Raw genomic sequence first — 12,675 nt, 5'->3', positions numbered from 1 at the left:
CTTGGCCAAGGAAAATCGAAGATCACACAAAATAAATTTTTGGAGGATTAAAAAATGGATAACCACGCTGTGGCACAACGAATTTTAGAAGAGGTTGGTGGGAAAGAGAATATTTCAAGCTTGACCCATTGTTTTACTCGTTTGCGCTTTGTGCTAAAGGACAAAAGCAAAGCAAATAAAGAAGTCATTTCAAATTTGGAAGGTGTCATCCAAGTCGTTGAAGCAAGCGGACAGTTTCAAGTCGTCTTAGGGAATAAAGTTGAAAAAATCTATGATGAGCTTATGCCGATGGTGGGTGAATTAGAGGAAACTGGTCCTGATGATGGTGAAAAAGTTGGACTTGGGACGAAAATTTTAAATACAGTGGCTGCCATTTTTACACCGACGGTTCCAGCAATTGCAGCATCAGGTATGTTAAAAGGAATTTTAGCGGTTGCAGCATTGATTGGATTGAATATGTATGGTGTTGACATTAAGACATACAACACCTACATCATTTTGAATGCAGCTTCTGACGCACTCTTTTATTTTATGCCGATTATTTTAGCTCGTTCAGCAGCTAAAGTTTTTAAAACCAATGATTATATCGCTATGATTTTGGGTGCAACACTCTGCTATCCGGCAATTGTTGATTTAATGACAGGCGAGAATCCAGTAACCTTATTTGGTATTGGGGTTACACAAGCAAACTATGTATCATCAGTTGTGCCGATTATTATTGCTGTTTTTGTTTTAGCTTACGTAGAAGGTTTCGTTAAAAAAATCATGCCGGAAGTATTAAAGGTTATCATGGTTCCGACATTGTCGTTATTGGTTATGGTACCAGCAACTTTAATGGTTTTTGGTCCAATCGGTATTTACTTTGGTAATGTGGTGAACTGGGCCTATTACTACATTATGGGGTTGAGCCCAATTCTATTGGGGGCCTTCATTGGGGGGATCTGGTGTGTGTTGGTTATCTTTGGTGCGCATCGGGCGATTATTCCAATCGGGATCAACGATGTTGCTAAAACGGGTCGTCAAAATTTACTAGCCTTTGCTGGTGCTGCCAATTTCTCTCAGGCTGGAGCAGCCTTAGGCGTATTCTTGAAAACAAAAAATAAAAATCTGAAAACGGTCGCTGCCTCAGCTACGGTAACTGCGTTGTTCGGGATTACTGAGCCTGCAATTTATGGAGCCAATCTACGTCTGAAAAAGCCAATGATTTATGCTGTGATCAGCGGGGCGCTAGGCGGAGCCTTGATGGGCTGGGGCGGTTCGTATGGGAATGCCTTTGCTAACCAAGGGGTATTAACGATCCCAGTATACGCGGAGGCAGGTACAAAGGCTTTTGTTTGCTACTTGTTAGGATGTTTAATTGCGTTTGGCGGCGCTTGTATCATGACGGTTGTGCTAGGATTTAATGACCTTCCAGAAGAAAGTGCAAAAAAAGTTCATGAAACACTGACGGATGTAGTGAAGGAAGCAATTAACGATGATCTAGTAGTTGAAGACAGTGATTTAGTCGTAGATTCACCGGTAGAAGGTCGGACGATTTCATTAGCAGAAGTTCCAGATGAAGTCTTTGCTTCTGGGGCGATGGGCAAAGGAATCGCCGTGTATCCAAGTAAAGGTGAGATCGTAACGCCAATGGATGCAACAGTTAGTGTGCTTTATCCTACCATGCATGCCATCGGCTTAACGTTAGATAATGGGGTTGAGATGTTGATTCATATTGGAATTGACACAGTGAATTTAGACGGGAAGTTTTTTGAAAAGCATGCGAGTGTTGGGGAGCATTTGACCAAGGGACAGCGAATCGTTTCCTTCGACATGCAAGGGATTGAAGCTGCAGGATACGACTTAACGACATCAGTAATTATTACGAATTCGAATAACTATGTAGCGATTGGTTCAACCAAAGACAATCATATTGAAACAAACAGCAATTTATTGTTTTTACTGACGAATACTGCGGTTTAACTGACTATTAGAGATAGATGAGCGCTATTCTATGAACGATTAACTAATTTAACAAAGTATGAAGGAGCTAAAATGTATGAAAAAATTCGATGAAAACTTTTGGTGGGGGGCCTCTTCTTCTGCCTTTCAGATAGAAGGAGCTTGGAATGAAGATGGTAAAGGAGAGTCCGTTGCAGACCATAATTCATTTACCCGCTCTGTTCAACAGGCGGATACAAAAGTAGCGAGTGATTTTTATCACCATTATGAAGAAGATATTAAACTGATGAAAGAATTAGGATTGAAAACGTATCGCTTCTCTCTTTCATGGACACGAATTATCCCCGATGGAAACGGTGAGGTGAACAAGCAAGGAATTACCTTCTATAATAAAGTAATCGATTGCTTGATTGAAAATGAAATTATTCCTTTTGTGACCTTGTATCATTTTGATTTACCGTACGCACTGGCTGTGAAGTATAATGGATGGGAAGCACGGGCTTGTGTGGACGCATTTAGAAGATACGCCCAAGTATGCTACAAAGCGTTTGGTGATCGAGTGAAGCACTGGCAAGTGAATAATGAACAAAACTTGATGGTTCGCGTGGATGAACGAATGAATATGTACGACGTGAAACCGGAAGACCGAGAACGGGTGCGGGCGCAAATGGATTATCATATGTTTGTTGCGCATGCGCATGCGACGAATGATTGCCACGAAATGATTCCGGGTAGCAGCATCGGACCCGCAGTCTCATCAACGATGACCTATCCTGCTTCCAATAAGCCCATGGATGTTTGGGCAGCGAAAATGAATGACAATTTCAAAACAAATTATGCGTTGGAAATGTATTGTTTTGGACAATATCCTGGCTATTATCAAACCTATTTAGAAAAGGCTGATATTTCACCAGTTACACTACCAGAGGATAAAGACATTCTTACTACGGCAAAACCAGATTTTATTGCACTGAATTACTATCGAACACTAGTGGCTAGTTACCTCCCAGTGGATGAGAAGCATCCATTAGGAACACGCGAAAAAGATGTTGACTTTGATCTTTATGGGTACTTCCGAGTTGAAAAGAACCAACATTTAATCGCCACAGAATATGGTGCACAGATTGATCCAATGGGATTACGATTGGTCCTAAATGAATATTATCGTCAATTCCGATTGCCGTTGATTATTACTGAAAATGGATTAGGAACAGCGGATGTGTTGACTGAAGATGGAAAAATTCATGATCAATATCGGATTGATTATATTCGCGACCACATCGCAGCCTGTTATGATGCCATTCAAGATGGTGTCGAATTATTCGGGTATTGTCCTTGGTCAGTGATGGATATATTAAGTTCTCATCAAGGATTTAAAAAACGCTATGGATTTGTTTATGTAAATAGAGCAGATCACGATTTAAAGGATTTAAGACGAATACCTAAAGACAGTTTTTATTGGTATCAAAAAGTGATTCAAAATCACGGGCTGACAGATTAGAGAAAAGATAAGGCGGTGAGTCAATGCAGGTGCTAAAAGTGATGAATAATTCTCTCGTTTTAGCCTTAGATGAAGCAGGTACCGAATGTATTTTGATGGGAAAGGGTATTGGTTTTAACAAAGCGATCGGTCATGAGGTTTATGAGGAGGAGATCGAAAAGGTATTCATTTTAACGGATAATAAAATGCTAACGAATTTCGTTCAATTAGCTAGTACCCTAGATGATACCTATATAAATTTGGTAAAACAGATTATCGATTATGCTGCTAGTAGCTATCAAATAGAGGTGAAAGACTACCTCTATTTGTCCTTATCTGATCATATTTCATTTGTTACTAAGCGTCTTAAAGCTGGAAATGTTGGTGAAAATTTCAATTATCCCGATGTGATGCTCTACCATAAAAATGAATATCTTATTGGAAAATATGCAGTGGAGCTCATTAATAAAGAACTTCAAATACAGCTGCCAGATAGCGAAGCAACAGCTATTGGACTTCATTTCGTCAATGCCAAGCTGGAATCCTCTTCTCATCAAAGAGATCAGAGTATCGCAAAGTTGATGAATAATTTCGAAAAAATCGTTCAAAGAATTGTAGCTGGAAAAATAAATCGTGATACCTTCACCTATTCCCGCTTTTTGACTCATCTAAACTATTTCAGTGAACGAGTTTATGAAGGGAATCTCTTTCCTGACGAGGATAAAGAAGAATTGTACCAAACGCTAGCTATAAAAATGACCAAAGAAGTTGCTATTATTAGAGCCTTTGAAATTTTTATCGATAAGGAATACGGCCTGAATATCACAAAACAGGAGAAAATATATTTACTCGTCCATCTCCATCGAATTGTGGAGGAACAAGAACGAAAGGTATAAAAATAACTTTTTAACCAATCAAATCAATTATTTTAGACGCTTTGCAATTCAGTTTGTGACGCGTCTTTTTGGGCATTTTTTCTGTTTTATAGATGGGTATGTGAAAAGTAACGATGACTAAAAAAATCCTATTTTGTTAGATAGCTTCAGGAGCCCCGATTATCATTATTGATGATTGGGTCATTTTTTTGTTTTGAAACCCACGGATGGTCTAAAAAAAGAAAAAGCAAATCAGTAGAACGATTTTATTATGAAAAGTTAAATCTCTTAATTAACTATCTCTCGTATACAGCTCCATAAGAGAAGGGGCTAACATAGACAAGACTCTATCAGAGATCGTCTCTGGGGATTGAGCAAAATCGGAGATAAACCATTCTTCGGTGATGGATTTTACGCCCGTTGTCATATAAGAAGCGTAGCTGATAATCGTATCTTCACAAAATTTAGTCGAAAAGATTTCGGGTAGCGCATTTAAAAAATGATTGTAGTAGGTAGTATGAAGGAGGTCCATAAAGTCAATGTCGCAATGATCGGACAGTAGACATGCTAAGTAAGCTTGATTCTCATAAAAGAAATGCATGATTTCTAATGTGTTAGGATACAAGATTTCTTTTATCGCACTAGAATTTGTCAAATTGGCAAGCTCTAAAAATGGAAGATTTTTCTTTTGGATGTTGTCAAATGTCACCAGCAGGTCTTCAACCAATACATCGATAATGTCTTCTTTGTTTTGGAAGTAGTTATAGAAGGTGACACGGCTCACGTTAGCCGCCTTTGAAATTTCCGTAATCGATATCAGATCAAGAGACCTCGTCTGCAAGAGTTCAATGGTGGAATCGATGATTATCATAGGAATCACAGAAGTAGTCATGTTATTCAGCTCCTTAAAACAACTTTTTAATATGGGCCCTTAAAGATAGTACGATGACTAATTTCCTTTTTCAATAAATAACTCAAGTGATTATTGATTGTTATTAAAATCATAAAAAACTGTTTACAAATCTACCGGAAATGTAAATTGATATCTTCAAAGACCCCTGTATTATGAAAAGTAAAGTGGGTGGTTACGTTTATAAGGACCTCCAGTCAAAAATTTTAAGGAGAAGATGAATGAAAAAGGAATGGGTAAAGAAAGCATCAACCATACTGACAACGATGATCTTTTTATCTTGTCAAATCATACCGACAAGAACATATGCAGCGGAAATCAATACTAATGCTGTATCCAATGATACGCTTGAAGAACTCACCACGATGTCAAGTGAGGAACCGTCTTTAAGCAGTATTGACGATGATGTATCGACAGGAGAAACTACTGAAGAAAATTCAGAATCACTAGAGAAAACGACTGAAACAGAAGAACAGCTGCAATTATCTGCTGCAAGTGCTAGCGATTTAGCCTCTGGAACATTTGGTTCATGTCCATGGCAGATTGATAGTGAAGGAACACTCCATATTCAGGCAGGAAAACTTGGGCATTCTTATATTTTTAGTTATTGGCGAGAGTACAATGAAGTTATTAAAAAAATCATCTTTGAAGGACCTGTTCAGGCGAATGAGAGCAGCAGCGGGTTGTTTTATCGGTTATCCTCAGTTGTTGAAATTGAAGGCATGGAGCTTCTGGATACATCTAACGTAACAGATATGAACGGAATGTTTGGTTTTATGGGGAATTTAGAAACATTAGATGTATCACATTTTGATACATCTAACGTAACAAATATGAGCAATTTATTTGGAAGTTCAAGTAAGATATCCGCGTTAGATTTATCTAACTTTAAAACAGATAAAGTGACGGATATGGGAAATATGTTTGGTACTATGATGAATGTCGAATCTTTGGATGTGTCAACCTTCGATACGAGTAAGGTGACGAATATGGCATCTATGTTTTCAAACACAAACAAGCTCACTTCTTTAGACGTGTCTAATTTTGATACAATGAACGTAACTGACATGGGTTACATGTTCAGTACACCGAGTATCTCGTCAATTGATGTCTCTCATTTTGACACCTCCAAGGTAATCAACATGCAAGGGATGTTTGCTGCTAGAGGTTTCACTTCATTAAATCTGTCGAATTTTGATACAAGTAATGTGACAAACATGAGCTATATGTTTCAATCAACGGATAGTTTGAAAACCTTAGATATATCCAGCTTTGACACAAGTAAAGTGACAAATATGAGCGGCATGTTTTTTTGGGGTTCTAGTTGGGCTCCGGTTCCAATAACTTCACTAAAGTTAGGACCTAAGACGATCTTATCCGATGATACTGGTTTAGCAAGCCCGACATCGTATTCTCCGTATACAGGAAAATGGATAAAGAAAAATACGATTGATTCTTATTCTTCAAGTGAGCTGGCCGCTCATTTTGATGAGACGATGGCTGGAGAGTATGTTTGGGAAGAGGAGTGCTCAATTATAACGGAAGATCAATCCATTTTTGTTGGTGAGGACTGGAAGATTGAGGACCATATTGTTTCCATTACAAATCAATTTGGGCTTTCTGTCCCATTAGAGAAATTTAGAATTGAACATGATGTAGATACTGGTATGGCGGGTTATTATCCGATTCTTTTCTACCAGAGTGATTCCGCATGGGCATGGGCGGTCACGGCTACTTATGTTGAAGTAAAAGAGGATCAAACAAGTATAACCGTCAAAGATTCTACAATCTATCAAGGAGACGCTTGGCAGGCGGCAGATAATTTTGAACGTGCGGTAGACAAGAACGGAGCTTCAATTTCTTTTGAAGATGTAAAAGTAACTGGTACAGTAGATACTAAAAAAGTGGGCAACTATGAAATAGTCTATAGTTACGAAGGTCTAGAAAGTATTGCGACAATCGAAGTAAAAGAGAACTTAGCACATATAACAGTTAAGGATTCAACGATCTACCAAGGAGAAACGTGGCGAGCCGAAGACAATTTTGAAAGTGCCCTGAACAAGGCGGGAGAACTGATTGCCTTTGAGGATATAGAAGCAACAGGCACCGTAGATACAACAAAAATCGGTAAGTATAAAATAATTTACAGCTATGAAGGTGTTGAAAGTGTCGCAACGGTAGAAGTGAAGGAAGATAATCCGGATCAAGCAAAGATATACGTAAAGAATTCAACAATTTATCAAGGGGATGAGTGGCAGGCTGAGGACAATTTTGAGAGTGCTCGCGACAACTCTGGAAAATCGATTTCTTTCAACGATATAAAAGTAGTCGGTACAGTAGATACCAAAAAAGCAGGTAAATATAAAATAACCTATAGCTATGACGATGCATCCAGCATCGCGACAGTCGAAGTAAAAGAAAACCGATCGAATGTAACCGTAAAGAATTCAACAATCTATCAGGGAGAGAATTGGCAAGCCGAAGACAATTTTGAGAGCGCAGTAAATAAAACCGGAGCGGACGTCTCATTTAAAGATATAAAAGTGGCAGGGAAAGTCGACACTACAAAAGTCGGGAAGTATGAGGTATCTTATACCTATGAGGCTATTACCAGCACGGCAACAATCGAAGTGAAAGAAAAAACCAATACAATAGTAGATAAAAATAATAATAAAGGTATTAACAGTTCGGGGAATGGGACCAGTGGATCATTCTCAGTCAGCAATGTATACCAGCAGAAAAAATTACCACTGACAGGGAGCCGCCACAATAGCTCGCTAACCATTGCAGGGATAGGTTTAGTCGCGATTCTATGTGCATTCTTATTTAACAAGTTTAAACAAAAGCGTCAGTAGATTGACTAATAGTTATCAAAAACTAATAATATTAAAACGATCGACTTAATACTCAGCAGCTCTAGGGGATTCAATCCTCTAGAGTTTTTTTTAGGTCTAATCATCCGCATTAATTTAAATTTTTATGCTCTAGATAGCCAAATAATCCAAAGTCAAATTGATTATCTGCGGAATGTAAAGATCGGAAAAGTCCTTTACAAAAAGCCTTTGCACAGGGCATGATTGAAATGGTGACGTTGAATCGCGTGGTTTAGTGGGGCGATGGATTTCAGAAAAAACTATAGAAAATATACAAAAAAGCTTCTCTTTTTTATGAAAGAGAAGTCTTTTTGTGTGAAATAATCTATTCGGTTAATGGCTCTTGTTAGAGACTCCCAATGGTTTCCGGGACATTTTTACTGCAACTAAGTTTGAAGGGAGGCTGTTCTGTGTTATAGGTCGATGAGATCAGTTCAGATTCCAGCACGATTTTGGTACGATCATCTGAAAAGAGATCTGGAAACTCGTCAGCTGCATAGTCGATCCTGCTATCAGTGACACATTTCTCGATTCGTTCGCCAGACGGAATGGTCAGAATATATTTTGAATTGGCAGGATCGATGACTTGAATAAAGTTAAATTTTTTAATGGCTTGTGCCTGAAAAATATAAAGTTTTCCCATATCATATCCTGTTTTATAGCCCCAGTTCTTTGCCTCTTGAAACAAATCTACGAATTCTTCGTAATAATCATCTAAGGAAAAAGTCTCTTCAAAAGGTTTGATGAAATAGTAACTTCGCGGCACCTCTGTAATTACGGCTTGACCATTTGTTGGAAGCCGCATGCTATTTTCAATTTCTGTTTGGATCGTCTCAATGCTCAACAAACTATCATTGATAATGTTTATTTTCTCTAGAGCCCGTTTTTTTCCGTACTCAAGGATACCAGCGAAATTAACGACTGTCCCTTCATTTTCTGTAAAGGCCTCAAATTTCTTTAGTGGAATGTCTAATTCAATACAGGTCTTGATTGCTTCCAGGACACTTAATTGTTGGTACGAGTAATAGCGGTAATGGTTGTTTGGATCAACATAGTGGGGCTTAAATACACCGATTTCTTCATAGTAGCGCAATGATTTAATGTGAACATCGAACAATTTCGAAACTTCGCCGATTGATAAGAGATTTTTTCTATCCATTCGCTTGACCCTCCTATAATAGGATACTTTATGTTAATAGTACCACAGGAAGAAAATCAACATTTAATCAAAGGAGTGGACAGATGAATTTTGTGATTTTAGGTTCTCCCAAGTGCCTGTCAATAAAAGAAATGGCGGCCCTCATATACGGCATTGGCGGAAACGTGCAAGGAGAAGTTTCGAAAAGGACAGATTATTTAATTGTATCTGAAGGAGATCAGAGTAAAAACAATGCGATGAAACGCTCAGAGGCCTATCTTTACGTAAATCTTCTGCAGGCGAAAAAGCATAAAATCAAGGTCATTGATGAAACTGAATTTTTAGAAATGATGGTATCGGAGTTACTGGCAAAAGTGGATTTGTTACAAAAAAACTGAGAAAGGATGTATGGAGATGAATATACTTATATCTTTTGATCGAAACTACGTTCAACCGGCTAATACCATGCTCGAGTCGTTGTTCATCACTAATCCCGGTGTTAAATTTACGATTTATGCCTTCTGTGAAGGGGTCAGCGATAAGGAAATAAAACAGCTGCAGCAAAAATGCAAGCACAGGCATTCAGAATTTCGAGTGATCGAGGTTCCCAGCGATGTGTTTTCGAATGCTCCTTCTGTCAGGTATTATTCAAAAGCCATGTATTATCGATTGTTGGCGGCTGAATTATTGCCAGAATCCGTTCAAAGAATCCTGTATATCGATCCCGATACATTGATTCTTAATTCGATTCAATCCATTTATGAGACTCAATTTGATAATTATCTTTTTGCGGCTGCTTCCCACAATATGGAAAACGGCATTTCTGAGTACGTAAATAAAATACGACTGAACAATTATGAGACAAATGGTTATTTCAATTCTGGTGTTTTATTGATGAATTTGGATCAAATGAGGAATGAAATGAAGCCCTCGGATATCTACGCCTATATAGAAAGAAATAAACAGGGATTGATCTTACCTGATCAGGATGTTCTAAATGGTTTGTATGGTCATCGGATATTGCCTGTGGATGATAGTATTTGGAACTACGACACGCGTAAATTTGAGTATTATTTATTCTTTAGTCAGGGAGTAAGGGACATGGATTGGGTCATGAATAACACGGTAATCCTGCATTTCTGCGGAAAGCAAAAGCCGTGGAACAAGGATTATGTGGGGTATTTTTCAGCACTCTATAAGCATTATCAACGGCTCGCTGATTCTCGGAAACAGATGTGACTGTGATGGCCAAACTACTATTACTTTTCCTATCAGCGGCCAAGCATCTGATTTTCTATCTCATTTTTGCTTCACCAGCAATTCCGGCTGGCAGCCGGAGGAAGAAGCTGTTTTTGTTCATGTTAAGTACGATTTTTTTAATCGGTATGGGCGTAGAAATGTGGATGATTTGGGCCTGCTGAAACGACATTTCAAAAATGCTTTTCATAACTGTCAAAAGACAAGAGTCGGAGTATTAACGTTGATAGAACCGTATTTTGAATTGAAGTTTCCCAAAGAATCGGAGAAAAGGAAAGGAATCGAATATGATAAATAAAATCCAAAAATATATTTTACAGCGACAAAATTTAGCAAGCAAACCAGTTGTTGAGACGGATATCCTGTTGGGGAGCAGTCCTAAAAAAATCAAGCATTTTATTACCTTCAAGGACTTTCATAAAAATATCCATGCTTCAATCAAAAGAGTAAAAGAACTCGTTGGAACAGCTAAAGGCAAGCTGGTTATTAACGGAAATCTTAGGCAGAAATATATTTCCAAATTAATGAAATTGGCAATGAAGGAAAAGAGTGATTTTACGATTATTGTCAATGATGGCTATCGGTTGTCTAAAAAGAAAAAATTTGAAAATTCTTCCCAGATAGCCCTCATCTTAGAATCACTAGCGGAAGGATAAATGGAGAGATCAATGAAAGTTGTACTAACAGAAAAGGTTGCCAGAAGAACTCTGGACAATCAGTTATTCCGGGGAATAAAGCAGGTGATGGCTGAAAAATCCTCTTTCGATCTAACGTTGAATGCGTTGTTAAAGCGAGCGAAAGTCAGTAAAAAAAGATTCGGACAATACTACAGCAATCAGAGGGAATTTCTTTACTCGTTGAACACCTCTTTTGTGGATGTGCTAAAGGAGCGAATCCCTTATGTTAAATCGAAGGAAGATTTAACCGATTGTATGGATCGTCTAATTGCAATGACTCGCTTCAAGGAACTGATGGAGCGAGGGAGAATTATTTTCCAGCTGAATAGCAACTTTGAACTGGATCATTTCCATTCATTAAAAAAGCAGGTATTCAGTGTTCTCAGTACGCGGTGGCATCTTTTTTTCAAGCAGCTGAAGACTAAAACAAACGTTTTAGATGTAGAGGATTTGAAGGAAGTTTTTTATACTGTTTTGGAAGAGTCTATCGTTAATGATACATTTCAAAATTTCCATCTGCTTGCCTATAGTTTAAGGGTATTAACCGTTGTTTTTGATGAATGATTGGAGAAATACGGCACAGGAGAATTGTGCCGTATTTTTTATGTTTTAAAGATTCTAAAATTTTGATGAAGAAAATCGTTTTTTTGTGCTGGAGAGGAGGATTCTGAGCATTTTTCGAAAGATGTCCGTGCTATCGCTGTTGAAAAGCAGCTTGATGCTTCTCATTTTTTACTCATGTAAGCCGTTTTGTGGTTTGTTAGGATGAGTTCATGAATGGAGGAAATAACATGCTTGATCCTAAACTAACTGAATCCCAACTAAATAAAGGCTCATTCTTTCAAATTTATGACAATGAGGCGTTTGAACTAGAAGCGATAATTTCTGAAAAAGAAGTGATCGAAGCGCAAACAATTGATCATCCGATCCTGTATAAATCGATCTTTAGAGGAGCAGTTTTTTCAGCAAACGACTTTCAACGCTTCGAAGCAACGGATTGCATTTTTGAAGACTGTGATTTCTCAGGCAATGTGTTGATAAAAAGTATGCTTCATCGTGTTCAATTTATAAACTGCAAGTTTACCGGTACAAAATTTACAGAAAGCTATATCGGCAATACGTTATTCAGCCAATCTAAAATGGACTATTCAAATTTTTCCGATTCTAAAATAAAGGAATCTGCCTTTGAAGCGGTCAATTTGAGCGGTTCCGACTTTGTAGAATGCGGGTTGACGAAGACCCGTTTTGCGAACAGTAATCTTAATGAGGTCAGCTTTTTTGATACAAATCTAAAAAATATCGATCTAAGCAGCAATGCCTTTGAAAATATCGAAATCAGGCAGGAGCATCTGAAAAATTGTGTCTTTAACCAATATCAAGCCATTCTACTAGCAAGAAAATTTCTGCAAATAAGAATAGATTAACCTCTGATGAAACGAAAAACTTATCGAGAAACAAACCTTCAAGATCACTCACTTCGAGTGGTCTTTCTAATTTCTACAGGAAAAAAGCCTACTACACACA

12 protein-coding genes are annotated in these 12,675 nt (G+C 38.0%); 10 read left to right on the top strand and 2 right to left on the bottom strand.

Annotated elements, in window-relative coordinates:
* The first annotated feature begins 54 nt into the window (after positions 1-54).
* The 3 genes from IGI38_RS14995 (at position 55) to IGI38_RS14985 (ending at position 4,317) form a co-directional block, all read left to right on the top strand.
* The gene (locus tag IGI38_RS14995; protein ID WP_438732082.1) at positions 55-1,962 is read left to right on the top strand and encodes a beta-glucoside-specific PTS transporter subunit IIABC; all 1,908 of its coding nucleotides are present in this window, start codon (positions 55-57) and stop codon (positions 1,960-1,962) included.
* 76 nt (positions 1,963-2,038) lie between these two features.
* Complete coding sequence (locus IGI38_RS14990; protein WP_438732080.1) at positions 2,039-3,442, top strand: glycoside hydrolase family 1 protein; 1,404 nt, start codon at positions 2,039-2,041, stop codon at positions 3,440-3,442.
* A gap of 23 nt (positions 3,443-3,465) precedes the next feature.
* Entirely contained in the window at positions 3,466-4,317 is an 852-nt protein-coding gene (locus IGI38_RS14985) for a PRD domain-containing protein (protein ID WP_438732078.1), read from the top strand.
* 271 nt (positions 4,318-4,588) lie between these two features.
* Here the strand turns inward: IGI38_RS14985 and IGI38_RS14980 are convergent, their stop codons facing one another.
* The gene (locus IGI38_RS14980) at positions 4,589-5,188 is read right to left on the bottom strand and encodes a TetR/AcrR family transcriptional regulator (protein ID WP_438732076.1); all 600 of its coding nucleotides are present in this window, start codon (positions 5,186-5,188) and stop codon (positions 4,589-4,591) included.
* Between the two features lie 239 nt (positions 5,189-5,427).
* Here IGI38_RS14980 and IGI38_RS14975 point away from each other — a divergent pair, with 239 nt between their 5' ends.
* Positions 5,428-8,061, top strand: a complete 2,634-nt coding sequence (locus tag IGI38_RS14975; RefSeq protein ID WP_438732074.1) for a bacterial Ig-like domain-containing protein — start codon at positions 5,428-5,430, stop codon at positions 8,059-8,061.
* Between the two features lie 364 nt (positions 8,062-8,425).
* Here IGI38_RS14975 and IGI38_RS14970 read toward each other — a convergent pair whose 3' ends face one another.
* Positions 8,426-9,238: a MerR family transcriptional regulator gene (locus IGI38_RS14970; RefSeq protein WP_438732072.1), complete on the bottom strand. Its 813-nt coding sequence runs from the start codon at positions 9,236-9,238 to the stop codon at positions 8,426-8,428.
* Between the two features lie 83 nt (positions 9,239-9,321).
* Between IGI38_RS14970 and IGI38_RS14965 the strand changes: the two genes are divergently transcribed.
* From IGI38_RS14965 to IGI38_RS14940, 6 genes are all read left to right on the top strand, one after another.
* Positions 9,322-9,615: a BRCT domain-containing protein gene (locus IGI38_RS14965; RefSeq protein ID WP_438732070.1), complete on the top strand. Its 294-nt coding sequence runs from the start codon at positions 9,322-9,324 to the stop codon at positions 9,613-9,615.
* A gap of 16 nt (positions 9,616-9,631) precedes the next feature.
* Positions 9,632-10,456 carry a glycosyltransferase family 8 protein gene (locus tag IGI38_RS14960; RefSeq protein ID WP_438732069.1) on the top strand — a complete coding sequence of 275 codons (825 nt, stop codon included), beginning with the start codon at positions 9,632-9,634 and terminating at the stop codon, positions 10,454-10,456.
* A 5-nt stretch (positions 10,457-10,461) separates the two neighbouring features.
* Positions 10,462-10,638 carry a hypothetical protein gene (locus IGI38_RS14955; RefSeq protein WP_438732067.1) on the top strand — a complete coding sequence of 59 codons (177 nt, stop codon included), beginning with the start codon at positions 10,462-10,464 and terminating at the stop codon, positions 10,636-10,638.
* 123 nt (positions 10,639-10,761) lie between these two features.
* Positions 10,762-11,130 carry a DUF1694 domain-containing protein gene (locus tag IGI38_RS14950; protein WP_438732065.1) on the top strand — a complete coding sequence of 123 codons (369 nt, stop codon included), beginning with the start codon at positions 10,762-10,764 and terminating at the stop codon, positions 11,128-11,130.
* A gap of 12 nt (positions 11,131-11,142) precedes the next feature.
* Positions 11,143-11,715 carry a hypothetical protein gene (locus tag IGI38_RS14945; RefSeq protein ID WP_438732063.1) on the top strand — a complete coding sequence of 191 codons (573 nt, stop codon included), beginning with the start codon at positions 11,143-11,145 and terminating at the stop codon, positions 11,713-11,715.
* A 227-nt stretch (positions 11,716-11,942) separates the two neighbouring features.
* Positions 11,943-12,575: a pentapeptide repeat-containing protein gene (locus IGI38_RS14940; RefSeq protein ID WP_438732061.1), complete on the top strand. Its 633-nt coding sequence runs from the start codon at positions 11,943-11,945 to the stop codon at positions 12,573-12,575.
* Positions 12,576-12,675: the final 100 nt, after the last annotated feature.

Source organism: Enterococcus sp. AZ128 (assembly GCF_051714485.1).
Classification (GTDB): domain Bacteria; phylum Bacillota; class Bacilli; order Lactobacillales; family Enterococcaceae; genus Enterococcus_A.
Note: the sequence above shows the minus strand (reverse complement) of the source record. Positions and strands in the feature narration are given on the sequence as shown.